Origin of the sequence: Sulfitobacter sp. TBRI5 (genome assembly GCF_051013555.1) — a bacterium.
GTDB lineage: Bacteria > Pseudomonadota > Alphaproteobacteria > Rhodobacterales > Rhodobacteraceae > JL08.
In genome coordinates this window covers 1,644,508-1,670,465 of record NZ_CP112884.1, presented here as the reverse complement: position 1 = coordinate 1,670,465, position 25,958 = coordinate 1,644,508, and the positions used below count along the sequence as shown (strand labels likewise).

Sequence of the window (25,958 nt, the reverse complement as noted above, 5' to 3'; positions counted from 1 at the left end):
GTCCTAGGAATGGGCCGCGTGTCTGCGCCGCACATGATCGGGTCGCCCGTCAACCGAAAGGCGCGCATTGTTGCGCTGCTTGCGTGACACCACTTTGCCCTTGGCGATCACGCACAGCCGGTCAGGGCGCAGACGCACCGCCTCAATCGGGTTGCCGGCATCCAGCACCACAAGCGAAGCCTTGGCGCCCACATGCAGGCCGTAATCGTCAAGCCCCATGATCTGCGCATTAGAATGCGTGACCATCTCGAAACACTGGCGCATCTCATCCGGGCTGGACATCTGGGCCACGTGCAACCCCATGAACGCCACATCCAGCATGTCGGCCGTGCCTAGGCTGTACCACGGGTCCATCACGCAATCCTGCCCCCAGCCGACAGTGATGCCCATCGCCAGCATTTCCTTGACCCGCGTCAGCCCGCGGCGTTTGGGGAACGTATCATGCCGGCCCTGCAACATGATGTTGATCAGAGGGTTTGGAATGGCGGCCACCTGTGCCTCGGCCATCAGCGACAACAGTTTCGAGACATAGTAATTGTCCATCGAATGCATCGACGTCAGGTGTGATCCGGCCACCCTGCCCTGCAAACCAAGGCGCTGGGTTTCGTAAGCCAGTGTTTCGATATGGCGCGACATCGGATCATCTGTTTCGTCGCAATGCATGTCCACCATCAGTCCGCGCTTTGCCGCCATTTTACACAGCGCCGTCACCGATGCGGCCCCATCCGCCATCGTGCGTTCGAAATGCGGGATGCCGCCCACCACATCCACGCCCATATCCAGGGCGCGCACGGTGTTTTGCAACGCTGTCGGATCGCGAAAGAGCCCGTCCTGCGGGAACGCGACCAGTTGCAGATCGATATAGTCCGCCACCTGCTTTTTCACGTCCAGCAACACCTCAACTCCGGTCAGAGTGTCATCGCAAGTGTCCACATGGCTGCGGATCGCAAGCAGACCCATCGAAACCGCCCAGTCACAATAGGCCAGTGCACGGTCGCGCACCTCGTCCGGTGTCATCACCTGTTTCAACTCGCCCCACAGACCGATCCCTTCCAGCAGGGTGCCGGATGCGTTGATGCGCGGCGTGCCATAGGAAAGCGTTGCGTCCATATGGAAATGCGGATCGACAAAGGGCGGGCTGACCAGATCGCCACTGGCGTCGATCACTTCGCCTGCTTCGGCTTCGATCTTGTCGATCGCGGTGATCTTGCCGCCCGCGATCCCGATATCGGCCACACGCCCGTCCGGCAGCGTGCCGCCTTTGACAATCAGATCAAACATCAGCGTTCTCCCTTGTTGAACGGCACCATCAATGCGGCTGGCACCTCGGCGCGGCGCGACATGATCACCAGCGCAAGGATCGAAAGGATATAGGGCATCATCAGGAATATCTGATAGGGCACATCGGCCCCCAGCGGCGTTTGCTGCACCCTGATCTGCAACGCGTCAAAAGCCGCAAACAGGATCGCCCCGATCAGCGTTTTTCCCGGCTTCCACGATCCGAACACCACCAGCGCGATACAGATCCAGCCCCGCCCGTTGACCATTTCGAAAAAGAACGAATTGAACGCCGACATGGTCAGAAATGCACCACCCACGGCCATCAACCCGCTGCCCACCATCACGGCCCCCATCCGAATGCCCGTAACCGACAGCCCCTGCGCCGCCACGGCCGAAGGGTTTTCGCCTGCCGCGCGCAGGGCAAGGCCCAGTGGCGTACGATACAAAACGACCGAGACAACCACCACCAGCACAAAGGCCAGATAGGTCAGCGGCGTCTGGTTGAACAGCGCCGGGCCAATCAGCGGAATGTCGGACAACACAGGGATCGGCAATGGCTGAAATGCTTCGATCTTGGGCGGGGATGTCACCTCGGGGAGGGCCAGACGGTAGCAGAAATAGGTCAGCGACGTGGCCAGCAAGGTAATGCCAAGGCCCACGACATGCTGTGACAGCCCAAAGGGCACCGTCAGCGTGCCATGCAGCAACCCGAACAACATACCCGCCAGCATCGCGGCACATACCCCGACCCACAGACCGCCCCCCAGATAGACCGTCATCCAGCCGACAAAGGCGCCCACCACCATGATGCCTTCGATCCCAAGGTTCAGCACACCCGCGCGTTCACAGATCAATTCACCCAGCGCGGCAAAGATCAGCGGGCTGGCGATGCGGATCGCAGCGGCCCAGAAACTGGCGGATAACAGGATATCAATGATGTCCATCGCCTAATCCCACCTGATCCGGAACCGTGTCAGCATGATTGCCAGCACCATCATTAACAGCGCCGTGGCCAGCATGATGTCAGCCAGATAGGTCGGCACGCCCACTGCCCTGCTCATGCTGTCGGCGCCCACAAAAATACCCGCAACGAACAGCGCGGCAACAACAACGCCCAACGGATTAAGCAGCGCCAGCATCGCGACAATAATACCGGTATAACCAAACCCCGGAGACAGATCCAAAGTCAGGCTGCCCTTAAGGCCCGCCACTTCGGAAAATCCTGCCAGCGCCGCCAGCCCGCCTGACAGCAACGCCGTTTTGATCAGTACCAGATTGACCGGAATACCGGCAAAGCGCGCCGCATCCTTGTTCTGGCCGACCGCGCGCATTTCATATCCCAGCGTCGTGCGCGTTTGCACGACCCAGATGATCAGGGCCGAAATCAGCGCAAGGCCAAAACCCCAGTGCAGGCGCAAACCTTCGACAATGCGGGGCAATCGCGCCTCGGCCAGAAGTTTTTGCGATTTGGGCCAGCCCATCGCCATCGGGTCTTTCAACGCGCCTTCCAGCAGCATCGACACCCACAGCAGAACTACAAAGTTCAAAAGCAGGGTTGTCACAACCTCGTCCACGCCGAAACGGGTTTTCAGATAGGTGGGCAACAACAGCACCATCGCACCCGCCACCATCGCAGCCAGTGCAATGGTCGGAATAAGTGCGGCAGACGCCCAGGGCAGTGCCCCGGTGCCCAGAACAACCGTGACCACCGCACCGACATATAATTGCGCCTCGGCTCCGATGTTCCACAGCTTGGCGCGAAAGGCGACAGCCACGGCAAGGCCGGTAAAGATCAGCGGCGTGGCCCTGTTCAGCGTTTCAAGGGCCGCAAATTGCGATCCGAACGCACCCTTGAATATCAGGCCCAGCACCGAAAACGGCGAAGCGCCCGCAACCATGGCCAGCAGGGATGTGACAATCACGGTGCTGATCAGTGCCACGGCGGGCAGGCCGGTAGTCCGCGACAATGCCGGGTTCGCGATCGGTTCAAGCCGCATGGGTGTTCCCCTGCTCGAACCCGTGGCCAGCCATCCAGACCCCCAGTTCTGTTGTTGTCTTGCTGCCACGATCAAACGCGGGCGAAAGCCGGCCTTCGGAAATCACGTGGATCACATCCGACAGCGCGACGATTTCGTCCAGATCCTCGGAAATCAGGATCACCGCCGCCCCACGATCCCGCGCGGCCAGCAACTGTTCGTGCACATAGGTCAGCGCGCCGATATCCAGACCGCGCACCGGCTGGTTCGCCAGCACAATCATCGGTTCGGTTTCCAGAACGCGGCCCAGAATAAGCTTTTGCATATTGCCGCCCGATAGCAGGCGAATGCGCGTTTCCGGCCCGGGACAGCGCACATCATAGGTTTTGATGATGTTTTCGGTGAAACTGCGCGCGCGCGCCCAGTTCATCCAGCCTTTGCGGCTGTAGGGCGGTTTCGCATAGAGTTCCAGTATCGCGTTTTCCGTCAGGTCAAAATCGGAAATTGTGCCGGTCTTGTGCCGGTCTTCGGGAATACGCGCGATACCTGCCGACACCGCATTGCGCGGTGACCAGTTCACAGGTTCCACCCCGTCCAGATGCAGATCGCCCTCTGCCGGCCGGATCAGCCCGCCCACCAGATCGGCCAGTGCCGCCTGCCCGTTGCCGGATACACCCGCCAGCCCGATAATCTGCCCCGCGCGCACCGAAAGGTTCACAGCCTTCAACCCCGGCGCACTGCCACGATCAGGCGTTGAAACGGTATCAAGCTGCAACAACACCTTGCCCGGCGTGCTGGTTTGAACCTGGGCCGCCGGCACTTCTGCCCCCACCATCATTTCTGCCAGTGTATGACGGTCTGTATCCGCTGTCATTGCTTCTGCCACCAGCTTGCCGTGGCGCAAAACCACAACCCTTGATGAAATGGCCGCCACCTCGTGCAGTTTGTGCGAAATAAAGATTACCGACAGGCCATGCGCCACCGCCTTGCGCATCGTGGCGAACAGATCATCGGTTTCCTGCGGGGTCAGAACCGCTGTCGGTTCGTCCAGAATAAGAATGCGGGCATCGCGATAAAGCGCTTTCAGGATTTCGACCCGCTGGCGTTCTCCGACCGTCAGCGACCCGACCAGCGCATCAGGATCAACGCTCAGCCCGTAATCATCCACCAGTGCCAGAATACGCGCCCTTGCATCGGCGCGGCCAAAGCCAAGTTTCCACAACGGCATCGTGCCCAGCACGATGTTTTCCAGCACCGTCATGTTATCGGCCAGCGTGAAATGCTGATGCACCATGCCCACGCCCGCCGCCAGCGTGGCGCGCGGGTTTCCGGGCGGAATGGGGTGTCCGAACACTTCTACAGTGCCAGTATCGGCGGTGTACTGACCGAACAGGATATTCATCAACGTCGTTTTGCCGGCACCGTTTTCGCCCAAAAGGGCGATCACTTCACCTTTGTGCAAATCAAAGCTGATTGCATCATTGGCCACCAGTGACCCAAAGGATTTGGTAATATTGTCAAGGCGCAGGACAACCTGCGCCTTGGTGTTGGTTTCGTTCACTTACTTGGACTTTGGTTCTTCGTCGTTGATCTCGACCACGTGCGATCCGTTCTTGATCGCCTGTGTGCGTTCTTCGACCAGATTCAGTGCCTCTTGCGGGATTTTACCCTCGAACGTGCCCAGCGGTGCCAGCGAACAGCCACCCTCTTTCATGAAGGAATAGACGCCGTAGTCCGCCGCCTTGAACTTGCCGGCCTTGGCTTCGGCAATTGCCTTGTCCAGTGTCGGCTCAAAGTGCCAGATCGCCGAAGCAACCACGGTTTCCGGATAATCCGCCTGCGTATCGATCACGTTGCCGATGGCCAGAACGCCCTTTTCCTGCGCCGCATCAGATACACCGAAACGTTCTGCATAAAGCAGGTCAGCGCCGTTTTCGATCATCGCAAAAGCGGTTTCCTTGGCTTTGGGCGGATCGAACCAGCTACCGATAAAGCTGACCTGGAATGTAATATCAGGGTTCATCTCCGCAGCACCCGCCATGAAAGCATGCATCAGACGGTTCACTTCGGGGATCGGGAAACCGCCGACCATACCGATATTGTTCGATTTGGTCATTGATCCGGCGATGATGCCCGACAGGTACGCGGCATCCTGAATATAGTTGTCGAACACCGCAAAATTGTGCAGCGCCGGATCTTCCTTGAAGCTGGATCCCATCAGAAAGGCGATTTCGGGATAGTCCGCGGCGACTTCGCGTGCCTCGTCCTCGGCACCGAACACTTCGCCGATGATCATCTGGTACCCTTGTTCGGCGTATTCGCGCATCACGCGGGCATAATCCGTATTGCTGACATTTTCGGAAAACACATAGCTGATATCGCCACGGGCCTGCGCGGTTTCAGCGGCCTTGTGAATGCGGCTGACCCACTGCTGCTCCACCGGCACGGTGTAGATACCCGCAACCTTCAGCGGCTCTGCCGCCAACAATGGCGATTGCAGACCGGCAGCACCAACAGCGGCAAGAACTGCGCCTGTTCCCAGAAGTGTACGGCGTGTGATGTTCATTTTGGAATTGAGTTGTTTTGAATTTGACATTGTCCCACCCGGTTGTTGTTAAGTTTTTACCGTTTGATAAAATTTTTACCGAGTCAAGCAAAGCCTCGGCAAAAACGCTGCAAACAACATTGCTCTTACAAGGCGCGTGGCGCAAGCGTTCAATTTTTGTGCAGCAATTCCGGAGACGTAGACCGCGAGTCTGCGCCCACGCGTTAATAATCACGCTCAAAAAACAATCCGACAGAACTATCGCCTTCGTCATCCACAGCGCCTTTGGCGGTCAGCGACTTGGTCAGGTCAATATTCAGCGAAACCTCGCTGCTGCCATCCGTCCCAGCCGTGACTTCGGTATAGATATTTTCCGTCAGATATTTCCCGGCCTCAAACTGGGTCACACCTTCTTCGTCGGTAGTGATGTCCAGATTATCGAGGCCGAAACCGGTGCGCAGGTTCTTGATGACATTTATGCCGCTTCCACCCGCCAGAACCGCGACCGCGCTGGCCAGTCTCAACGCCTGAAAGGCCGACATGTCAGACACGCTTTGTCCGAACATAAGCTGTGCCAGTATTTCGTCATCAGGGGCGTCCGGCGTCGATTCCAGCGTAATCTCGGGATCATCCACCGGCCCTTCAAGGATAATCTTGGCCGTGAAATCCTGCGTTGTATTTGACGTCACAAACCGGACGTATGGCAGAAAACTGCCTTGCAACTGGATGATCCCCTCATCCAGAGTGAACCTTTTCGCCAGAATATCCAGCCGCCCCCGGATCAGATCAAACCGGCCGGACGAAATGATATTGTTTGTCGTGCCCTTGATCTGCAACTGACCACCCAGTTCGGCATCAAGCCCCCGGCCCCGCACAAATATGCGCGGCGCATTGACGGTGATCGCCAGAGGATAGGCAGGCCCGGCAGCCCCCGAACTGGCCTCCGCATCTTCGTCCTGGATCAGACCAGCCCTTTCGCGTGTCAGATGAACAGGCACGGGTTCTGCAACATGCTGTATCTCCGGTATGTCGCCGATTGCACTCAAACCCGATGCAGGAACCTTGATCTCGGTTTGTCCCACATCGATCCGGCCGGCTATTTGCGCCCCCCCCGTCAGGGCACCATTCACGGATATCGTCCCATCCAGAACTGTTTCGTAAAGGCTGGGATCAATCAGCTTGACCCCGGCCAGCTGAATATCAAGATCCGAGTTCAACCCACCGGTCAATCCGATCGGACCAGACACTTTCAAAGAACCGCCATTCTCGACTGCAGCGGAAACATCCACGTTGGCCGACGCTCCGGACAGCGTCACGTTCGTGTTGATATTGCTTAGTGCAAGGCGCAGGTTGGGTGCCGAAAACGTCGCGCCCGCTGTCCCGATTGTACCTGAAACCGAACTTAGCGCCGGCGGACCGTTGACCGAAAGATCGAATGTCGCGGGGCCTTGCAATACGCGTGGCTTCAGAAACGGGGCCGACAACCCAAGCGGGGCGGTACCAACGATTTCAATATCCAGATCACCGCTATCCGCAACCAGACCACTCACATCCGCCTTCGTTCCCGAAGGGCCGTCCGCGTTCAGCGAAACCTGCCATCCGTTCGCTGCCTTTTTGGCATTCCCTTTTGTAGAAAGTGGGCCCGGTATCTGTGGCACAAAAACCCGGATGTCCGGCAGGCTGGCTTCGAAATCAACATCGGCATCCGGACCTGTCACACGGCCCTTGACCATCGCGCGCGATGCATAGGGGCCGTCTGCACTGGCATCCACAGACCAACCGTTTGCATCCTCTTCGGCCTGTGCCTTTACACTTAGCGATCCGGTGTATTCAGGGGCCAGCAGCGAAATATCACGCAATGTCGCGTCAAGCTGAACCTGACTGTCGCCACTACTCAGATCGGCCTGCCCTTTGGCTTGCAACGCCGGATTGGACAGGTCCAGCTTTGACACCTTGAACCCTTCAGTGGTTCTGCTTGCAATAATATCCAGCTGCGTACGCCCCGCCATCAGGATATCGGCTTGCGCCTGATCCACCTTCAGATCATCGCTCCGGCCTTTCACTTCGACATCAAAAGTACCCGCCAGCGGCGCAACCTCGCCCGCCACCGAAACCGCCACTGCACCCGCAAGGGCGCGATCCGCGAGGGCCGAAAAGCGGCTGATATCCTGCGCGTCAACCTGCACGTTCAAACGTGTCAGCAAACCGCTTGCAGGATCATTGATGATCACCCGCCCGCGCACACCATAGTCTTCTCCAGTTGCAACCAGATCCGACAACCTGACCGGCTGCCCTTCGATATAGTTGACGTTTGTCGAAACATTCAGTTGCGATCCAACCGCTTCGCGCAAACTGGAATCGGCCAATCGCAGACCTGTGACAGCGGCTGTCACATCCCCGACCACCTGCCCGACATGTCCAACCTCGCCATGCAGATTTCCCACCATCTCAACCTGCGCTTGCGATACCTCGTTTCCATCCCGAGAGACATCGCGCACATCGAAAACCGCATTCAGGCTATCGCCATCTGCGGCATCGAACTGAACCGAAAGATCCATTGCCGAAACGTAGGTTTCCGGCCCGCCCAAAGGCAGCAGGACGGCATCGCCGTCGGGATGACCGATTTTGGCGTCGACATCCATGAATACCGGCCAGTAATCACTGTTCAGACGCACCTGCCCGTCCAGATTGGCCTGTTGGGCAGCAAGGCTGAATGCGCGTACGTCGATGCTGCCATCGACGGCGGTGTGCACATCGACATCCAGCGCGATATCATCGCCAAAAAAGGGCTGATACTGCGGCGCAAGCAAAGCCGCGATATCTCCGCCCAGTTGGGCCTGGATGCGGCGCGCCGGTTTTGTCTGACCTTCAGCAACCGGTTCCGCGCTAAGCTTTACCTGACCGGTCAAACGCGGTTCGTTATTTGCTGCCAGCGCGATTTGTGCAACAAAATCGCTTAGCACTCCCGTTCCATCAACCGTCAGATCAAGTTCGGGATGTCCGGGCAGATTCATCAGGCGCACAGCGATCCCGCCCGAATCTTCCACCACCTCAAGCTTGACAGCCAGCGTTTCAGTTGCCTGTTCAAAACTGGCATCAATCAGGAAACGCCCCATCTTTCCGTCTGTTCGTTCCGCATTCAGATCGGTTTCAAATTCCCCGTCTTCCAGCCTTGCCGATGCCGTGATCGACAGGGCAACCGCCTCGCCCAGAATGGGTTCGCCCAACGTGATTTCATCTACCCTGAACTCGGCTATGTTGATTGCGACCGGCAGTTCAGGCAAAGAAAATCCGCTGGCTTCCGCATCCGGAACCTCGGCCTGTTCTTCGGTTTTCGGAATGCGTTTCAAATCCAGCGATTTGGCGGACAACGTGTTGACTTCGAACCGTCCACGCAGCAGCGCCGACCGCTTCCAATCCAACACGACATCGGTCAGTGACAGCCAGATACCGTCTTCATCGGCAATGGTCAGACTGTCAAAAGACGCCTCCGACGTCAGCACACCCCTGAACCCTTCCAGACGCACATCGCGCCCCGCCCCGGCAAGAGCCTCTTCTATCTTGCGCGTCAGGAACCCGCGATCATCTTCCTGCGCCAAGCCCGCATTTGCGCAGCCCAGACAAAACATCAGAATGAGGGCCAGCTTTCTCAAAACGCTTGTCCGATCCCGATATAGATTTCAAAATTATTGCTTTCATTCGGTCCATCAACCGGCACAGCGACATCAAACCGGATCGGGCCGATCGGCGTTTGGTAGCGCACGCCGATACCTGCACCGCTTTGTGAATCGCCGCTGCCTTCGCTGGGCAATGGGTCTGACCCGATAAAGCCGTAATCATAAAACCCGACGATTCCGATCGTCTCGGTAACCTTGAACCGCGCCTCGGCGGAAAGACCCAGAAAGGATCGCCCGCCAGCGATCAATCCGCCGCCTACGTCCACGCCCAAGGATTCATAGGGTTGCCCGCGCACTGTGCCGCCGCCGCCCGAGTAAAACACGAAATCGCTCGGGGCATCCGCCAAGGATGGCCCGAAAACCGATCCCAACTGCGCACGAAACGCGAGGGTAACCGGGCGCTCTGTCCCGAAGCTGCGGTAAATTCTGTAGTCTCCGAACGCACGAACACCGTCATCCGATCCGCGAATGGCAGCAAAAGGCGCAGCGTTGGCGCGCAGGTAATAGCCCTTGGTCGCATCCAGTTGGTTGTTTCGGTAATCGCGGCGGGTTTCAGCGGGGATGATAAACAACAGATATTCGTCTTCACCGAACGCATCACGGGTTTCCGCTGCCATCAGGCCAACGCCATATTCGTATTCGCGGCGGTCCGATGCGATCCAGTTCACACCAACGCCAACGGTTGCCTGACGCGTGAAATAGTTGACTTCGTTCAATTCTTCGAGTTCGGCCAATGCGTATAAATCACGGTCTGGCCCAAAGGTTGCAGGCCGTTCGAACCGCGCGCTCAGCCGATAATCGTCGCCGCCCGTGTCGCCGCCAATGCCGCTGATTTCACCTTCGATCCGCAACCGCTCGGCACCGCCCAACAGGTTGCGATGCATCCAGAATGCGCTCAGGCTCAACCCGTCAGACGTTGCAATATCCCCACCAAATCCGACGCGGCGGCGGCGCTGTTCGGACACGTCCAGCGTAATATCCAACGTCTGGTTCAATCCGACATTTTCGGCTTCGGAGAACGCAACCGAACCAAACGCACCCGTGCGCCGCAACCGTTTGGCAGACTTGTCCAAAGCTTCGGGTGAAAAAACCTCGCCTTGCGGCAGGCCCGCGATTTCCAGAATGCGTTCCGTACGAACCCGTCTGTTGCCCTTGACGGTCAGGTTGCCGAATTTCAGCTGTTGCCCCGCATTCACCTGCAATGCAGCATTCAGGATCGCGTTCCGGTGATCTGCCGTCACCTTTTGATCAACGATCCTGGCCTTGGCGTACCCCAGATCACGCCACCCCGAAATTGCCCGTTCACTGGCGCCGCGCAAGGTGGAAAGACCGGCGGTTTCACCCGTTGCGAACCCCTTTGGCAATTCGGTTCCCGGCGCGATCGGTTTTACCTGCGCTGTTCCGTAACGGAAAACCGGCCCCGGCTGAATGTTAATAACAGCCGAATTCGCGGTCTTGGGGGCGTTGATCGCGCTGACATTTGCCGCTTCCCGGCCATCCAGCTTGATGCTGATTTCCGCACCAAAGTATCCAGCCTCGTACAACACCGCCAGCAAACGGGCGTAATCTGCTGTTGCCGATGCGTAAGGGTCTTGGCTGGCGGCGTCCTCGTTATTCGCCTGTTCAACCAGCAGCGATGCGCCGTTCAAACTGTCAAGAACGTCCTCGGGAAGATCACCATTGATCTGCACGGTCAGCGCCATAGCCGATTGTATCGACAGCAAGATGCCGACCGATAGTCTGAAGAGAAATTTCGACGTCAGTTTCAAGTCATCGTTTTCCCTGCCGGAACGGAACCGAAAGGCTGAATTAAACGAAAGTCGCGTGTCCTGCCCCAATGGGTTTTATTGGCCCAGATATGCCCGATGCGCGCACCTGACCGCAAGTAAAGAAATCGTTCACAGGTGAATATTCACGGCTGTTTCAACGGCGGATACGCGGTGCCTTGCCTGCTTTCGCTGCATGTGAACCCGTGTTAGCTTTGCTGCGATTGAATTACGACATGAAGGGGCGTTTGCATTTCCTGCACAACGGCACTTGAAGGGAAAATCAATGACAAAAGCATTCGCATCGCAAGGTGACTTGGAGGAAAAAATCGTCAGCTTCAGCGAAGTCGGCGACGGTATCTGGGCCTATACGGCACAAGGCGATCCCAATTCGGGTGTCATCATCGGCGACAACTCTGTGATGATTGTCGAAGCGCAGGCAACACCGCGTCTGGCCAAAAAGGTGATCGAGAATGTGCGCACCGTCACTGACAAACCGATCTCGCATGTGGTTCTGACGCATTACCACGCCGTGCGCGTTCTTGGCGCATCGGCCTATGGCGCCGATCAGATCATCATGAGCGATGCAGCCCGCGCCATGGTGGTGGAACGCGGGCAAGAAGATTGGGACAGTGAATTCCAGCGCTTCCCCCGTCTGTTCGAAGGCCATGAAAGTATCCCGGGCCTGACCTATCCGACCACCACGTTTTCGGATGCGATGACAGTCTATCTGGGCAACCGGCGTGTCGATCTTATGCATCTGGGGCGCGCCCATACCGCTGGCGATATTGTTGTTCACGTGCCTGACCAGAACGTCATGTTCACGGGCGATATCGTTGAATACCATTCGGCCTGTTACTGTGGCGATGGCTACTTTGGTGAATGGAATCATACGCTTGATAACATCCGGTCTTTCGATGTTGATGCTATTGCGCCCGGTCGTGGTGATGCATTGATCGGAAAAGAAATGGTCAACGCCGCAATCGAAAACACGCGCGATTTCGTAAACAGCACCTATGCCCCCGCCGCGCGCGTCGCAGCCCGTGGTGGATCGTTGAAAGAGGCGTGGGATGCGGTACGTGCGGCCTGTGATCCGAAATTTTCCGATTATGCGATCTATGAACACTGCCTGCCCTTCAACGTGGCCCGCGCCTATGACGAAGCCCGCGGCGTAGAGACGCCAAAGATCTGGACCGCAGAGCGCGATCTGGAGATGTGGGCCGCATTGCAGGAATGATCAAATGAAGGATGCATTTGTTTTGATGGCGCAAAACAACGCATGGGCCAACACAACGCTCTATGCCGCGGTTGCAGGGCTGTCAGACAGTGCGTTTTCCGGTCCGCGTCCGGGTTTCTTTCCGTCGCTTAAGCGAACGCTGAACCACATTTACGAGGTTGATCTTTATTATATTGATGCCCTGCAGGAAACCGGACATGGCCGTTCGGTTTATGACCGGACCGATGTCGGGTCGTGTGCGGCCCTTGCAAAGTTACAAACCGCACTGGATCAAGAGCTGATCCGCTTCTGCGAAACACTACGGCCCCAAGATCTGGATAGTCTGCGCCTGACCCGGCGTGAAACAGGCGATGTTTATGAACGGGTCGGGCCTTTGCTGCTGCACCTGTTTCAACATCAGATCCATCATCGCGGTCAGGCCCACACGATGGTTCACCACGCCGGTATCGCACCACCACAACTGGATGATTTCTACCTTGAATACGGGCGCGCACCGACTGCTGCGCGCTATTTTGCGGAACCGTTGGAAACAACCAAACGCCCGCAATCAGGCAAACGCGGCCCACAATGACCAGAATTTTTGAAAAACCTCTGTATCCCTACCGCCGTTCCGCAGATCAGGATCGCGAAACACCGGCGCGCAAGCAGGTGATTGTTGTCGGCGCGGGGCCTGTGGGATTGGCGGCGGCGATTGATCTCGCGCAGCAGGACATTCCGGTTCTTATACTCGATGACAACGAAAAGGTGTCTTTCGGCAGTCGCGCCATCTGTTTTTCGAAACGGACGCTGGACATCGCTGACAGGTTGGGATGCGGTCAGGAATTGACCGAAAAAGGCGTTCAGTGGAACGTTGGCAAGGTATTTTTCGGCGACCGGCAGGTCTATCACTTCAACCTGCAACCCGAAGCAGGACACAAACGCCCCGCCTTTATCAATCTTCAGCAATACCATCTGGAACACCACCTGATCAAACGGGTCAGGGCGCTGGAAAACGCCGGTGCGCCAATCGAATTGCGTGGGCGCAACAAGGTTACGCAGGCGAGCCAGCACGACGATCACGTCTCGCTGAACATAGAAACGCCCGATGGCCCTTACGCCTTGGAATGCGACTGGCTGATCGCGTGTGATGGTGCCGGTTCCCCGATGCGTCAGATGCTGGGGCTGGATTTCGTCGGGCGCGTGTTCGAGGATAACTTTCTGATCGCCGATGTGGTGATGGACGCCGATTTTCCGAAAGAGCGCTGGTTCTGGTTTGATCCTCCGTTCAACCGTGGCCAATCAGCATTGCTGCACAAACAGCCCGACGGGGTCTGGCGCATTGATCTGCAACTGGGCTGGGACATCAACAAAGACGAAGAACAAAAGCCACAAAATGTTGTTGCCCGCCTGAAGGCGATGTTGGGCGCGCATATCGATTTCGAACTGGAATGGGTGTCGATCTACAAGTTTCAGTGCCGCCGCATGGAACGTTTCCGCCATAACCGCGTCATATTCGCGGGTGACGCCGCACATCAGGTATCGCCTTTCGGCGCGCGCGGGGCCAATTCGGGCCTGCAAGACACCGACAACTTGTGCTGGAAGCTCAAACTGGTGATCGACGGAACCGCACCCGAAACCCTGCTCGACTCTTACGATGCCGAACGTGTTTTCGGAGCCGACGAAAACATCCTTAACTCGTCGCGTTCGACAGATTTCATAACACCGAAATCACAGATCAGCAGGATATTGCGGGATGCCGTGCTGGACCTTTCCGAACATCACGGCTTTGCACGCCCGATGGTCAATTCCGGCCGCTTGTCGGTGCCCTGCAATTACGAATCCTCGCCCCTCACAGGCCCCGATGATCTTGCTGGCGGTCCCGCATTGACACGCCCGGGCGCGCCATGTTGCGACGTGCCCATGGCACAGGGGTTTCTTCTGGAAAATCTGGGCCCCGGCTTTAGCCTTCTGACAATGAATGCAACCGCGCCGGATGCAATCAGTGAAGCAGGTGTAAGTGCGCGGCGCGTCAAGATGGATTGCGATCCCGTCATCCGGGAAAGATTTCTGGGAAGTGCCGACTCTGCGGTATATCTGGTGCGCCCCGATCACTATATCGCGGCCCGGTGGGGCACGTTTGATGAAACCAAAATATGCGCTGCCATGCGCCGCGCCATCGGAAAAGAGGGTTGAAATGGTACAGTTGAACCTTGAACCCAACATTACAGATGTGGATGGGTTTTATGCCGAATTGCTGGCCGCCCATGACGGCCTGACAAAAGACCAAAGCGATGCGTTTCACGCCCGGCTGGTGCTGATCCTGTGCAATCATATCGGCGACCGCGAAGTTCTGCGCGCTGCCCTGAAGACCGCCACGATGCCGGATGAGGCATAAACGGGGTCAACCTCCAATCCACTCATGTGCCCTTGGCCTGATCGCCGCCAACTGGCAAAAGGCGCCAACCGTCCTGAACCGAACATGACAATCAAGGCAAACAGAATGCAGCGCACAGCACTTGTTACCGGGTCTGCCGGATTTATCGGATACTTCACGGCGCGCGCGCTGCTGGACGCGGGGTGGCGCGTTGTCGGGCTGGACGCGATGACCGATTATTACGACGTGACGCTGAAACAGCGCCGTCAGGCAATGCTTATGCAAAGCGCCGGTTTTACCGCCGTGAACGCACGGCTTGAACAGGATGGGCTGCTGCTGGATCTATTCGAAAAGCACCGTTTCGATGCGATCATTCATCTGGCGGCGCAGGCCGGTGTGCGGTTTTCCATCGATCAGCCGCGCAGCTATGTTCAATCCAACCTTGTCGGCACGCTTGAACTGCTCGAGGCGGCACGCGCCTATCCCCCGGCGCACACTCTGCTGGCGTCCACATCTTCGGTCTATGGCGCGAATACGGATATGCCTTACCGCGAAACCGATCAGACCAACCGGCAGATGTCGTTCTATGCAGCGACGAAAAAGGCCACGGAAAGCATGGCCCATTCCTATGCCCATCTTTACGATCTTCCGATGACGATGTTCCGTTTTTTTACCGTTTACGGAGCATGGGGAAGGCCCGACATGGCCCATTTCAAATTCACCAAGGCCATTCTGGAAGGGAACCCGATCGACATTTACAACCACGGCAAAATGCAGCGGGATTTCACCTATATCGACGATCTTGTTGCCGGCATCTGTGCGCTAATCGATGCCGCGCCACGACGTCCAGCAACAGAACAGGACATAGCCGATGGTGACAGCCTTTCTGCGGTCGCGCCGTACCGGATTGTAAACATCGGAAACGGACAGCCGGTTGAACTGATGACATTCATTAAAGCCATCGAAACCGCAGTTGGCCGGACAGCAGAAAAACGATTTCTGCCCATGCAACCCGGCGATGTGCCGGCCACATGGGCCGATGCAAGCCTGCTGGAAACTTTGACAGGGTCACGCCCCGCAACACCGATAAACGTTGGCATTCAGGCCTTTGTCGACTGGTATCTCGATTATTATCAAGTATAGCCGCGCGCGTTCATATCGCGGTTTGTTCCGGAATCCGATCCTCTGACAGGGCTGACGTGACAATCCGGCGGGCTGACGCGTTGTCAACATGCGCAACGGCAGTTGCCAGATCACGCAATATCCGGGCCATTTCCAGTTCCGAAATACCCTTGGGTGACGCGCGAAAAATCTTGCGGTGCGGCGTTGGTTCTAGCGTGGCAGAGACCAGCAATTCTTCAAACAGTTTCTCACCACGGCGCAAACCTGTAATCTGCAAGTCGATTTCACCGTCTGGCGCACATTCATCGCGGATCCTGACGCCAGAGTGTCGCGCAATACGGCGGGCCAGATCGACAATCCGCACCGGTTTTCCCATGTCCAGCATGAACAAATCACCGCCCCTGGCAAAGGCGCTTGCACTTAGAACCAGATGCGCGGCTTCGGGAATTGTCATGAAATAGCGCGAAACATCCTTGTGCGTGATGGTGACAGGGCCACCGGCCGCGATCTGTTCCTGAAACAGGGGCACAACCGAGCCGGACGAGCCGACCACATTGCCGAACCGCACCATAGAAAAAATCGTTCCGGGTGCGCGTGTCTGGATATCCTGAACAACCAGTTCAGCCAGTCGTTTGGTTGCCCCCATGATGTTCTTGGGGCGCACCGCCTTGTCCGTTGAAACCAGCACAAACCGTTTGACCCCAGACTGGCGCGCAACATCGGCCATAACCTGTGTACCGATCACGTTGTTCAGAACGCCCGCAATTTCGTTTTCTTCGATAAGGGCAACATGTTTATAGGCCGCCGCGTGCAGAACGATGCTTACCTCATTCTGGCTCAGGGTTGAAAAAACCCTGGCAGCATCGGTGACCGATGCCAGAACGGGGCGCAGCACAACACCGTTTGCCCGTGCCGCTTCACGCAGTTTGCGATCGATCTGATAAAGCGCAAGCTCTGAATGATCCAACAGTACCAGCAAACGCGGGCAAGCTTCGATAACCTGTCGGGCCAGTTCAGAACCAACCGATCCACCTGCACCGGTAATCAGGACAGACTGGCCGTGATAAACCGCCGCGATCTGCGGCGCGGTCAGGTCTACGTGCGCGCGCCCGAGCAAGACATCACGTTCGTCGTGAATGATGCGATCCTGTAGCGGTCTGTGAACCGTCTTTGCCCTGCCGGCGTAATGGCTTGTCCATGGTCCGATCAATCCGGTTGATCGTGACAGGGCAGACAGAAAGAAATGAAGTGGGCGGAACCAACGCAGGGCAGCATGTGACAATTCGATCATTTTCAGTTCCAGAAATCTCCGTTCTTGCGCAGCGCAACACCGGGCAAGTGTCGCACCCAAGGCAACGTGGTCACATCAGCACGGCTTTGTTTTCAGTTTGGTTAACGAAACCAGTCCACAAAGAACGAAACTTCCGATTTTCCAAGCATCGGGAAAAGCAATCTGGACAAAAGAAGGGTTTCCAGACCAGTCTTTGACAAACGGGGGCCTTATGAACTTTCAGCGCTATGCCATCTATTACACGCCACCCCAGGGCGATCTGGCCGATTTCGGGTCAAGCTGGCTGGGGTGGGATATACGAACCGGCAAACCTGTGACGCGGCCGCATATCCCCGGGTTGTCCGAACCAATCCAAGACCTGACAGAAACACCGCGCCGATACGGGTTTCATGCCACGTTGAAACCGCCGTTCCGACTGGCCGAGAACCGGACCGAGCAAGAACTGCAAACGGCGCTGGCGGCACTTGCCAAAACGCTTTCGCCCATCGCGCTTGACGGGCTGAAACTGGTCGCCTTGGGCCAGTTTCTTGCGCTTGTGCCCAAAAGCGATACGAAACCGCTTGCCCAGTTGGCCGCGAAATGTGTGCAGGATCTGGATTGTTTTCGCGCGCCTTTGACGGCGCAGGAAATCGCGCGGCGCGAAGCATCCACCCTGTCCGACAGGCAGAAAGAACATCTGGCGCAGTGGGGCTATCCGCATGTGATGGAAGATTTCAAATTTCACATCACCCTGACAGGCAAACTGGGTAAAACAACGCGTTCCCAAACCAGCGCAGCGTTGCAAAACGCCTTGCTGCCGGTGCTGGAACAGGTTTTGAACATTGATCGCATCATTCTGGCCGGTGAAAGCGAAACGGGATACTTTCACCAGATTTCAAGCGCGCGCCTGACTGGATGACCGCACACGTGGCGTTGCACCGCTGGACCTTTGACCAAAGCGCAAGCTATATCACAACAAATCCCCGTTCCCGCAAAAAAGGTGCGCTGCCCCATGTCCTTTGAACGTTCTGTTAAAATCGCCCCGTCGATCCTGTCAGCCGATTTCGCCAATTTTGGTGCCGAATGCGAAGCCATTGAAACGCAGGGATGCGACTGGGTGCATGTTGATGTGATGGATGGCCATTTCGTGCCCAACATCACTTTCGGCCCGTCAACCTGCGCCGCAATCCGCCCCCACATCAAAGGCGTCATGGACGTGCATTTGATGATTGCACCTGTTGATCCCTATATCGAAGCATTCGCCAAGGCAGGTGCCGACGTGATCACCGCACATGTCGAGGCCGGGCCCCATGTGCACCGGACAATGCAGGCCATCCGCGCCAATGGTGCCAAGGCGGGGATTGCATTGAACCCCGGCACACCGGCCAGCGCGATAGAATATCTGCTGGATTTGGTGGATCTGGTCTGCGTGATGACAGTGAACCCCGGCTTTGGCGGGCAAAAGTTCATTCATTCGCAGATCGAGAAAGTGCGCCAGTTGAAATCGATGATCGGCGGCCGGCCCGTTCATATCGAAATCGACGGCGGTGTTGATCCGACAACAGCGCCGCTGGTGACGCAGGCAGGGGCAGACGTTCTGGTTGCCGGATCTGCAGTGTTCAAGGGCGGATCGGTCAGTAATCCGGACGTATACGGCCAGAATATCCGTGCCATCCGCGAAGCGGCAGTGGGTGTCTATGCCTGATCAAAGACCGGTTCAGACCCATGGATAACTGGGCCGCAGCCTATGTCGATGGCGAACACGTCACGGTTTGGGAACTGCAGGCCGAACAGGTTTTGGCGTGCAAAGACGTGCCTGTGACCGCCTTCACCGACTATGCTGCAAAAATTCAGGGGCCGATCATCGCATGTGGTTTGCCCGGCCCTTCCCGCATCGTGCCCTGCACCCCGTTTGAAACAGTTGGCGCAACTTCGATCTCGTCCAATATCGCCGCCGTTCCCGCGCTGGCGCAACACAATCCGCCCGCAATCAGCAGCGGGTTGGAAACTGTGATCACCGGCTATTTGTCCGTGAACCCCGTTTTCGAAGGCGTCATTTGCGTACATGGCGCAGCAACCTTGTGGGCGCAGATTTCGGCGGGCGAAGTCGTCAGCTTTCAAACGTTCCTGACCCCTGAATTGATCACTGCTCTGGCCGGGGCGCAGCACCCGACCGACGGTTTTTGCGATGCCGTGTCAGACACGTTGTCCCATCCCGATCGTCTGGCCCGCCAGTTGAGCAGCGCCAGAACCATGAACGCGCCGGACAGGGTAACCGGCCATCTGGTCGGTGCGGAACTGGCCGCGGCAAAACCCTATTGGCTGGGCCAGCAGATCGTCATGATCGGGAACCTGACAGATCTATACACCAAGGCGTTGCAAATGCAGGGTGCCGAAGTGGCTGTTGCGCCCTGGGAAGACATGATCCTGAACGGGTTGAAGGTGGCTTATGCGGTGGTGGCCGCAGTCCCGGACCGCCCCGCCAACTGATCCGCACCAAGCGCGATAAAGCGTTCCAGATGATGATCGGTGTCGCCAAACCGATGATCGATCATCACGATACGTTTGGCGATATGCGCCAGTTCGTATTCCTGCGTCATTGCGATACCGCCGTGCATCTGAATTGACTCTTCGGCGACAAGTTTGCCCACGCGACCCATCAGATGTTTCGCGGCACTGACATGCCGCTCACGCGTGACACGATCCGCTTCCAGATGGCCCGCGGCAAGAATCACGGCCGAACGCGCCTGTTTCAGTTCGATAAACACATCCGCCATTCGGTGCGCCAGTACCTGAAACGAACCAATCGGACGGCCAAATTGCGTACGGGTGCCCAGATAATCCAGCGTCAGCCGCGCGGCTGTTTCCATCGCCCCCAGCGCCTCGGCGATCAAGGCAACATTGGCCATAGCCACGCATTTTTCGATTGCGTCAAACCCGTTACCCTCACTGCCCAGCAACGCGTCTTGCGGTAGCACAAGACCGTCCATAACGATTTCTGCTGCGCGCCCTCCGCTGATCAGCGGATAGCCGTTCAGTTCAAGCCCGTCTGCATCTGACGGAACAAGGAAAAGCAAAATGCCGTTTTGATCATCAACATCACCGGATGTCCGGGCAGACACCACCAGATGATCGGCCGCCTCGGCATTCACCACAACCGATTTGCGCCCGTTCAGAACATAGTGATCTCCTCGGTTCTGCGCGGTTGTTGCAACAATGTTCAGATCATATCGGCTGGTTGGCTCACCATGTGCAAATGCCAGATGCACAGATCCGGCCATCACATCCTCCAGAATTCCGGCGTGATCGTCGGTGCCCAGTTCCGCAATCAGACCGGCACCCAGAATGGCCGTATCCAGAAACGGTTCGACCACACCGGCGCGGCCCAGTTCTTCGAACACGGTTGTAATGTCAAACCCCGTTCCGCCAAAGCCGCCCTTGTCTTCGCCAAGCAATGCGCCGATCACGCCCAGATCTGCCATTTGGGACCAGATCGTCGCAGACAGGCCCGCGGTGCTGTCCAGTATCTGGTTTCGCACCTGCGTTGTGTATTTATCCGCCAGAAACCGCCGCAGGCTGTCCTGTAGCATCCGGCGCTCTTCGGTCAGTTCGAAATTCATCCTGTCTGCCCCCGCATCGCGGTCTTGGCGATAATCTCGCGCTGGATTTCATTCGAACCGCCGTAAATCGAAATCTTGCGGTTGTTGAAATATTGCCTTGCAACCGGCCGTGCGTAATCCGGCCCGATGCCTGCGTTATCGCCTTCAATCGCTTCGGACACGAACGGCATCGCATAAGGCCCGACCGCACGGCGTGTCAGATCATTGATCTCCTGACGGATGATCGTGCCTTTGACCTTCAGCATCGAGCTTTCAACACCCGGCGCCTGCCCTGACGCCGCCTTGCTGATCATGCGCAGATTGGTGATTTCCATCGCCATCAATTCGATTTCAACCCGTGCGATCCGCGCAGCAAATAGGGGGTTTTCGATCAATGGCCGACCGCCCGCAACCTCGGCGCGGGCAATGCGCTTCAAGGCGTCCAGGCCCGCCGCGGAAAACCCTGTACCGGCGATGTTCGTGCGTTCATGGGTCAAAAGATACTTGGCGTAGGTCCACCCCTGGTTTTCCTCGCCTACAAGATTCTCGACAGGCACACGCACGTCTGTAAACCAGACCTCGTTCACTTCGGCGCTGCCATCCAGAAGGATGATAGGGCGCACTTTTATACCCGGCGTTTCCATGTCGATCAGCAGAAACGATATGCCTTCCTGCTGCTTGACCCCCGGATCGGTCCGCACAAGGCAAAAAATCATGTTTGCGTACTGGCCCAGTGTCGTCCACGTCTTCTGGCCATTCACCACATAGTGGTCGCCGTCATGCACGGCGCTGGTTTTCAACGATGCAAGATCAGACCCGGCACCGGGTTCGGAATACCCCTGACACCACCAGTCCGCGCCATTCAGGATACGGGGAAGCCAATGATCCTGTTGCTCCTTCGATCCGAATTTTTGCAACACCGGGCCCAGCATCGTCAGACCGAACGGCACCACCCGCGGCGCATAGGCACGCGCGCATTCTTCCTCAAAAATATGGCGTTGAACGGCGTTCCATTCGGCACCCCCGAACGTCTTTGGCCAGTTTATGGCAAGCCATCCGCGCGCATGCAGGATCGCGTGCCAACGGTCATGGTCCTGTTTGCTCAGGGTTGCGCCGGCGCGCACCTTGTCACTCAGGTCTGATGGCAATTCAGCCTTCAGAAAGGCACGCACTTCCTCCCGAAAGGCCAGTTCTTTATCAGAATAACTCAGGTCCATGACAAATGCCCCTAGTAGATTTCAAACAAGCCCGCGGCCCCCATGCCGCCACCGATACACATGGTCACCACTCCCAGCTTTGCCCCGCGTCGGTGTCCTTCGCGCAGCAGATGGCCCGCCATACGCGCACCTGTCATTCCAAACGGGTGCCCGATTGCGATGGACCCGCCGTTCACGTTGCATTTTTCGTCATCAATTCCCAGCTTGTCGCGGCAGTACAACGCCTGCGACGCAAACGCTTCGTTCAACTCCCACAGGTCGATATCGTCAACCTTCAGCCCGTGCCGTTCAAGCAGACGGGGCACGGCAAACACCGGCCCGATGCCCATTTCGTCGGGTTCGCATCCGGCAACGGCAAAGCCCCTGAACGCGCCCATCGGGGTCAGCCCCTGCCGTTCGGCCTGTTGCGCATCCATCATCACCAACGCGGCGGCCCCGTCGCTTAACTGGCTGGCATTGCCTGCAGTAACATAGCCGCCTTCGCGCACAGGTTGCAGCGCCTGCAACCCTTCCAGAACCGTACCCGGGCGATTGCATTCGTCGCGATCTACCGTGACCTTGTGTTGTGACACTTCTCCGGTTTCCTTGTCCTTCACAGCCATGACCGTCTGCATCGGAACAATTTCATCTTCGAACAGGCCCGCCTTTTGCGCCGCCGCAATCCGCTGCTGGCTGCGCAATCCATATTCATCCTGCGCGTCCCGCGTGATGCCGTATCGCTTTGCCACGATATCCGCTGTTTCGATCATCGCCATGTAAATTGCCGGTTTATGTTCCAGAATCCACGCCTCTGGCGTTGGCGTGGTGTTCGGCTGCACCATCGAAATGCTTTCAACACCGCCCGCAATCATCGGGCCGGCACCCGCTTGGATTGCCTGGGCTGCCAGTGCAATCGTTTGCAGACCACTGGAACAATAGCGGTTCACCGTCATGCCCGACACGGTGACTGGCAGACCGGCGCGGATCGCAATCTGGCGGGCAATATTCTGGCCCGTCGCCCCTTCGGGAAAACCACAGCCAATGATGCAATCCTCGATGGTGTTCGGATCAAGCCCGGCGCGTTCGACCGCTGCGGAAACCGCATGCCCCCCCATGGTTGCGCCATGCGTTATGTTGAACGATCCGCGGAACGATTTTGCCAGGCCCGTACGAGCCGTCGAAACGATAACAGCTTGTTTCATCAGGATTATCCTTTGTTCAGATCATCAAAACTGCGCCCGTCACGGACCAGTTCCTGTAACAGCGGCGCGGGCTGCCAGAAATACGCATCTTCCTGTGCGAAGGTTTCAATATCCTTCAACACTTCGGGCAATCCGGTCAGGTCTGCCCATTTCAGCGGCCCACCGCGATAACGCGGAAACCCATAACCAAACAGCAGCGTCATATCCACGTCCAGCGGGCGGCGCGCAATGCCTTCGCCCACTACTTTGGCAGCCTCGTTGACCATCGCTGCCATATAGCGGCGCACGATCTCTTCATCCGAAAACGCCCGTGGTGTGATCTTTTTTGATGCACGTTCTGCGGCGATCAACTCCATCACTTCGGGGTTTGGCGTGCCCCCGCGTTTGCCCGCCTCGTAGATATAATAGCCTTTGCCGGTTTTCTGCCCGAAATGGCCCGCCTCGCACAGGCGGTCGGGATAATCCGGCACCCGTTCACGCGGATCGCGGGTGGGGGCCAACCGCTTGCGGCTGGCCCAGCCGATATCCAGCCCCGCCAGATCGGCCACCGCGAACGGCCCCATGGCAAAACCGAAATCCGTCAGCGCCTTGTCGATCTGATAGGGGCTGGCCCCATCCAGAATCATATGGTCGGCACAGGTGCGATAGGCGCTCAGAATACGGTTGCCGATAAAGCCGTCGCACACGCCCGCGCGCACGGCGACCTTGCGCATTGCCTTGCCCAGCGCAAATGCGGTGGCCACCACGTCCGGCGCGGTTTTGTCGGCCACCACCACTTCAAGCAGCTTCATGACATGGGCCGGCGAAAAAAAGTGCAGCCCGATCACATCCTGCGGCCGCGACGTGCTTGCCGCGATTTCATTCACATCCAGATAGGATGTATTGGTCGCCAACACGGCCCCCTGTTTGCACACTGCGTCAAGCTTGGCGAATACGTCTTTCTTGACGGCCATGTCTTCGAAAACCGCTTCGATCACCAGATCAGCATTGCTTAGCGCATTGTAATCCGTGGCCAGTGTGAGGGCCTTTTGCGTCAGGGCATCATATTGTTCCTGACTAAGTTTGCCACGTTTGAGCGCGCCGCCCAGATTGCCTTCTATACGGTCGCGGGCCGCTTTGGCTGCCGCGTCAGACATTTCGATCAAGGTCACTGCGAATCCCGACAACAAGGCCGCGGTAACGATTCCCGCGCCCATGGTGCCACCGCCGATCACGCCGATCGCCTTGACGTCACGTGGCGCAATGCCTTGCAACTCTGGCAGTTTGCTGACTGCACGTTCTGAAAAAAACGCATGGATCAATCCGTGACGCTGATCCGTTGCCATCAATTCGGAAAACAATTCCCGCTCGCGCTTCAGACCTTCGAAAAAAGGCAACTCGCTTGCGGCCTGCACCGCGCGTACTGCCGTTGCTGGCGAAAGTTGTCCCCGCCCCTTGGCAAGCACGTCCGCATAAACCACATCGAAATCGACAGGATCCGGCCCCGGCATATCGCAAACCGGACGGCGCGGCGCCCCCTGATCCAGCAATGCCTGCGCATAACCCACGCCGATGCTTTGCGGATCACCTTTTTCCAGACGGTCCAGAATGCCCATCTGCAACGCCTCGTCCGCGCCGACATGCCGGCCTGTTGTGATCATGCCCAAAGCCGCCTTGGCCCCGGTCAGACGCGGCAACCGCTGGGTGCCGCCTGCACCGGGCAGAATACCCAGATGCACCTCGGGCAACCCCACTTTCGCGGACGGAACGGCAATGCGGTAATGCGCCGACAGCGCCACCTCAAGACCACCGCCCAAAGCGGTGCCATGCAAGCAAGCAACGACTATCAGCGGCGATGCTTCGATCCGGTTGCACAGATCAGGCAGCCAGGGGTCTTGCGGCGGCTTTCCAAACTCGCTGATATCGGCACCTGCGGGGAACGAACGGCCATCGCCAACAATCACAACTGCCTTGGCCTCTCCCTCGGCCCGTGTCATCGCCTTGTCCAGACCAAGCCGCACCGCGTGACCCAATGCGTTCACCGGCGGGTTTTGCACCCGCAGCACTGCAATATCTCCGTGCAGTTCGTAAGCAATCACTTCAGACATCAGGTCGTCCCCGCAAAACTGGAATTCCGTTGGCGCAAGGCTGTTCTTTTATTGTCCAGGGATCAAGGGTGTGCTGCGTAACGCTGCGTCGTAAAAACTGTTACTTGCGATAGACAAAGCATCGGCCCGGCACGGCCCCCGGTGGCAAAGGCAGTTCTTCGAGATCGTTGAAATACATGCGATCACTTGAAACCATGAGGCCGCCAACGGCCAGCAAAGGTTCGATCAGCGGTGACAATGTGCGTGCAAACGCATCATTGAGGGCCGGAATATGCCCCCCCAGATCCGCATGGATCAGGCTGGCTTTCGCGCCAAACCGCCGCAGGGCCGCAGGCAGTGTTTCGATCACGTCACCCAGAATCATATGGTCGGGGTCTGGCGTAGACTCGGGATGAGATTCAACCGCGCGATCAAAAACATAGATGTCCCTGCCCTTCACGATTTCATGCAAGTGGTGGTAGGTGCGTCCGTTTCCCAACCCCAGTTCAAAAACGGGGCCGGGCAGGTTTCCGGTCTGCTCGACAGCAAAGTTCAGGCACGCACGTTGCGACACCATACGGTCAATGAACAGGTCAAGGCGGGTCATGTATCATTCCTTATCTTCCGTCGTCCTGATCCGGCGGAGGCGCCCACCGGATCCGAACGCT

The 25,958-nt window shown here is 57.5% G+C and carries 21 protein-coding genes; 8 read left to right on the top strand and 13 right to left on the bottom strand.

Annotated elements, in window-relative coordinates:
• Nucleotides 1–3 precede the first annotated feature (3 nt).
• The 7 genes from OLX72_RS08445 to OLX72_RS08415 all read right to left on the bottom strand — a co-directional run bounded on the left by OLX72_RS08445 (nucleotide 4) and on the right by OLX72_RS08415 (nucleotide 11,248).
• Nucleotides 4–1,281 (bottom strand): amidohydrolase family protein, encoded by a 1,278-nt coding sequence (locus OLX72_RS08445; protein WP_433990266.1) that lies wholly within the window; start codon nucleotides 1,279–1,281, stop codon nucleotides 4–6.
• On the bottom strand, nucleotides 1,281–2,225 hold the full coding sequence (locus OLX72_RS08440; protein ID WP_114871609.1) for an ABC transporter permease: 945 nt from the start codon (nucleotides 2,223–2,225) through the stop codon (nucleotides 1,281–1,283). The genes OLX72_RS08445 and OLX72_RS08440 overlap by 1 nt, the downstream gene beginning before the upstream one ends.
• Before the next feature lie 3 nt (nucleotides 2,226–2,228).
• Complete coding sequence (locus OLX72_RS08435) at nucleotides 2,229–3,278, bottom strand: ABC transporter permease (RefSeq protein WP_114871610.1); 1,050 nt, start codon at nucleotides 3,276–3,278, stop codon at nucleotides 2,229–2,231.
• Entirely contained in the window at nucleotides 3,268–4,818 is a 1,551-nt protein-coding gene (locus tag OLX72_RS08430; RefSeq protein WP_114871611.1) for an ABC transporter ATP-binding protein, read from the bottom strand. Before OLX72_RS08430 ends, OLX72_RS08435 begins: the two co-directional genes overlap by 11 nt.
• On the bottom strand, nucleotides 4,819–5,823 hold the full coding sequence (locus OLX72_RS08425) for a BMP family protein (RefSeq protein WP_433990446.1): 1,005 nt from the start codon (nucleotides 5,821–5,823) through the stop codon (nucleotides 4,819–4,821). It lies immediately after the preceding gene.
• A 203-nt stretch (nucleotides 5,824–6,026) separates the two neighbouring features.
• Entirely contained in the window at nucleotides 6,027–9,455 is a 3,429-nt protein-coding gene (locus tag OLX72_RS08420; RefSeq protein ID WP_433990265.1) for a translocation/assembly module TamB domain-containing protein, read from the bottom strand.
• Nucleotides 9,452–11,248 carry an autotransporter assembly complex protein TamA gene (locus OLX72_RS08415; protein WP_433990264.1) on the bottom strand — a complete coding sequence of 599 codons (1,797 nt, stop codon included), beginning with the start codon at nucleotides 11,246–11,248 and terminating at the stop codon, nucleotides 9,452–9,454. The genes OLX72_RS08420 and OLX72_RS08415 overlap by 4 nt, the downstream gene beginning before the upstream one ends.
• Nucleotides 11,249–11,531: 283 nt before the next feature.
• Between OLX72_RS08415 and OLX72_RS08410 the strand changes: the two genes are divergently transcribed.
• The 5 genes from OLX72_RS08410 (at nucleotide 11,532) to OLX72_RS08390 (ending at nucleotide 15,978) form a co-directional block, all read left to right on the top strand.
• Complete coding sequence (locus tag OLX72_RS08410) at nucleotides 11,532–12,482, top strand: MBL fold metallo-hydrolase (protein WP_114871615.1); 951 nt, start codon at nucleotides 11,532–11,534, stop codon at nucleotides 12,480–12,482.
• Between the two features lie 4 nt (nucleotides 12,483–12,486).
• The gene (locus OLX72_RS08405) at nucleotides 12,487–13,053 is read left to right on the top strand and encodes a DinB family protein (RefSeq protein ID WP_114871616.1); all 567 of its coding nucleotides are present in this window, start codon (nucleotides 12,487–12,489) and stop codon (nucleotides 13,051–13,053) included.
• Nucleotides 13,050–14,654 (top strand): FAD-dependent oxidoreductase, encoded by a 1,605-nt coding sequence (locus tag OLX72_RS08400; RefSeq protein ID WP_433990263.1) that lies wholly within the window; start codon nucleotides 13,050–13,052, stop codon nucleotides 14,652–14,654. The genes OLX72_RS08405 and OLX72_RS08400 overlap by 4 nt, the downstream gene beginning before the upstream one ends.
• A 1-nt stretch (nucleotide 14,655) precedes the next feature.
• Nucleotides 14,656–14,856, top strand: a complete 201-nt coding sequence (locus tag OLX72_RS08395; RefSeq protein WP_114871618.1) for a DUF2783 domain-containing protein — start codon at nucleotides 14,656–14,658, stop codon at nucleotides 14,854–14,856.
• Nucleotides 14,857–14,961: 105 nt separating this feature from the next.
• A complete protein-coding gene (locus OLX72_RS08390; protein ID WP_433990262.1) occupies nucleotides 14,962–15,978 on the top strand; it encodes an SDR family NAD(P)-dependent oxidoreductase in 1,017 nt (338 codons plus the stop codon).
• Nucleotides 15,979–15,988: 10 nt separating this feature from the next.
• Here OLX72_RS08390 and OLX72_RS08385 read toward each other — a convergent pair whose 3' ends face one another.
• Nucleotides 15,989–17,248, bottom strand: coding sequence for a UDP-N-acetylglucosamine 4,6-dehydratase family protein (locus OLX72_RS08385; protein WP_433990261.1), 1,260 nt, complete (start codon nucleotides 17,246–17,248; stop codon nucleotides 15,989–15,991).
• A gap of 211 nt (nucleotides 17,249–17,459) precedes the next feature.
• Here OLX72_RS08385 and OLX72_RS08380 point away from each other — a divergent pair, with 211 nt between their 5' ends.
• The 3 genes from OLX72_RS08380 (at nucleotide 17,460) to OLX72_RS08370 (ending at nucleotide 19,717) form a co-directional block, all read left to right on the top strand.
• On the top strand, nucleotides 17,460–18,146 hold the full coding sequence (locus tag OLX72_RS08380; RefSeq protein ID WP_114871620.1) for a DUF1045 domain-containing protein: 687 nt from the start codon (nucleotides 17,460–17,462) through the stop codon (nucleotides 18,144–18,146).
• A 93-nt stretch (nucleotides 18,147–18,239) separates the two neighbouring features.
• A complete protein-coding gene (rpe, locus tag OLX72_RS08375) occupies nucleotides 18,240–18,932 on the top strand; it encodes a ribulose-phosphate 3-epimerase (RefSeq protein ID WP_433990260.1) in 693 nt (230 codons plus the stop codon).
• A gap of 20 nt (nucleotides 18,933–18,952) precedes the next feature.
• On the top strand, nucleotides 18,953–19,717 hold the full coding sequence (locus OLX72_RS08370) for a 2-dehydro-3-deoxygalactonokinase (RefSeq protein ID WP_114871622.1): 765 nt from the start codon (nucleotides 18,953–18,955) through the stop codon (nucleotides 19,715–19,717).
• On the opposite strand, the gene OLX72_RS08365 is transcribed toward OLX72_RS08370, so the two are convergent.
• From OLX72_RS08365 to OLX72_RS08345, 5 genes are all read right to left on the bottom strand, one after another.
• Nucleotides 19,675–20,847, bottom strand: coding sequence for an acyl-CoA dehydrogenase family protein (locus tag OLX72_RS08365; protein WP_433990259.1), 1,173 nt, complete (start codon nucleotides 20,845–20,847; stop codon nucleotides 19,675–19,677). The two genes, OLX72_RS08370 and OLX72_RS08365, sit on opposite strands and share 43 nt — an antisense overlap.
• On the bottom strand, nucleotides 20,844–22,043 hold the full coding sequence (locus OLX72_RS08360; RefSeq protein ID WP_114871624.1) for an acyl-CoA dehydrogenase family protein: 1,200 nt from the start codon (nucleotides 22,041–22,043) through the stop codon (nucleotides 20,844–20,846). Before OLX72_RS08360 ends, OLX72_RS08365 begins: the two co-directional genes overlap by 4 nt.
• Before the next feature lie 11 nt (nucleotides 22,044–22,054).
• Nucleotides 22,055–23,224 carry an acetyl-CoA C-acyltransferase gene (locus tag OLX72_RS08355; RefSeq protein WP_114871625.1) on the bottom strand — a complete coding sequence of 390 codons (1,170 nt, stop codon included), beginning with the start codon at nucleotides 23,222–23,224 and terminating at the stop codon, nucleotides 22,055–22,057.
• 5 nt (nucleotides 23,225–23,229) lie between these two features.
• Complete coding sequence (locus tag OLX72_RS08350; RefSeq protein WP_114871626.1) at nucleotides 23,230–25,311, bottom strand: 3-hydroxyacyl-CoA dehydrogenase NAD-binding domain-containing protein; 2,082 nt, start codon at nucleotides 25,309–25,311, stop codon at nucleotides 23,230–23,232.
• Between the two features lie 100 nt (nucleotides 25,312–25,411).
• Nucleotides 25,412–25,897: a class I SAM-dependent methyltransferase gene (locus OLX72_RS08345; RefSeq protein ID WP_114871627.1), complete on the bottom strand. Its 486-nt coding sequence runs from the start codon at nucleotides 25,895–25,897 to the stop codon at nucleotides 25,412–25,414.
• Nucleotides 25,898–25,958: the final 61 nt, after the last annotated feature.

Bases quoted from the DNA above. Each gene is read 5' to 3' on its own strand.
- OLX72_RS08445 (WP_433990266.1), bottom strand. From the start codon at position 1,281: ATGTTTGATCTGATTGTCAAAGGCGGCACGCTGCCGGACGGGCGTGTG.
- OLX72_RS08440 (WP_114871609.1), bottom strand. From the start codon at position 2,225: ATGGACATCATTGATATCCTGTTATCCGCCAGTTTCTGGGCCGCTGCG.
- OLX72_RS08435 (WP_114871610.1), bottom strand. From the start codon at position 3,278: ATGCGGCTTGAACCGATCGCGAACCCGGCATTGTCGCGGACTACCGGC.
- OLX72_RS08425 (WP_433990446.1), bottom strand. From the start codon at position 5,823: ATGAACATCACACGCCGTACACTTCTGGGAACAGGCGCAGTTCTTGCC.
- OLX72_RS08410 (WP_114871615.1), top strand. From the start codon at position 11,532: ATGACAAAAGCATTCGCATCGCAAGGTGACTTGGAGGAAAAAATCGTC.
- OLX72_RS08405 (WP_114871616.1), top strand. From the start codon at position 12,487: ATGAAGGATGCATTTGTTTTGATGGCGCAAAACAACGCATGGGCCAAC.
- OLX72_RS08400 (WP_433990263.1), top strand. From the start codon at position 13,050: ATGACCAGAATTTTTGAAAAACCTCTGTATCCCTACCGCCGTTCCGCA.
- OLX72_RS08395 (WP_114871618.1), top strand. From the start codon at position 14,656: ATGGTACAGTTGAACCTTGAACCCAACATTACAGATGTGGATGGGTTT.
- OLX72_RS08390 (WP_433990262.1), top strand. From the start codon at position 14,962: ATGCAGCGCACAGCACTTGTTACCGGGTCTGCCGGATTTATCGGATAC.
- OLX72_RS08385 (WP_433990261.1), bottom strand. From the start codon at position 17,248: ATGATCGAATTGTCACATGCTGCCCTGCGTTGGTTCCGCCCACTTCAT.
- OLX72_RS08380 (WP_114871620.1), top strand. From the start codon at position 17,460: ATGAACTTTCAGCGCTATGCCATCTATTACACGCCACCCCAGGGCGAT.
- rpe (WP_433990260.1), top strand. From the start codon at position 18,240: ATGTCCTTTGAACGTTCTGTTAAAATCGCCCCGTCGATCCTGTCAGCC.
- OLX72_RS08370 (WP_114871622.1), top strand. From the start codon at position 18,953: ATGGATAACTGGGCCGCAGCCTATGTCGATGGCGAACACGTCACGGTT.
- OLX72_RS08365 (WP_433990259.1), bottom strand. From the start codon at position 20,847: ATGAATTTCGAACTGACCGAAGAGCGCCGGATGCTACAGGACAGCCTG.
- OLX72_RS08360 (WP_114871624.1), bottom strand. From the start codon at position 22,043: ATGGACCTGAGTTATTCTGATAAAGAACTGGCCTTTCGGGAGGAAGTG.
- OLX72_RS08355 (WP_114871625.1), bottom strand. From the start codon at position 23,224: ATGAAACAAGCTGTTATCGTTTCGACGGCTCGTACGGGCCTGGCAAAA.
- OLX72_RS08350 (WP_114871626.1), bottom strand. From the start codon at position 25,311: ATGTCTGAAGTGATTGCTTACGAACTGCACGGAGATATTGCAGTGCTG.
- OLX72_RS08345 (WP_114871627.1), bottom strand. From the start codon at position 25,897: ATGACCCGCCTTGACCTGTTCATTGACCGTATGGTGTCGCAACGTGCG.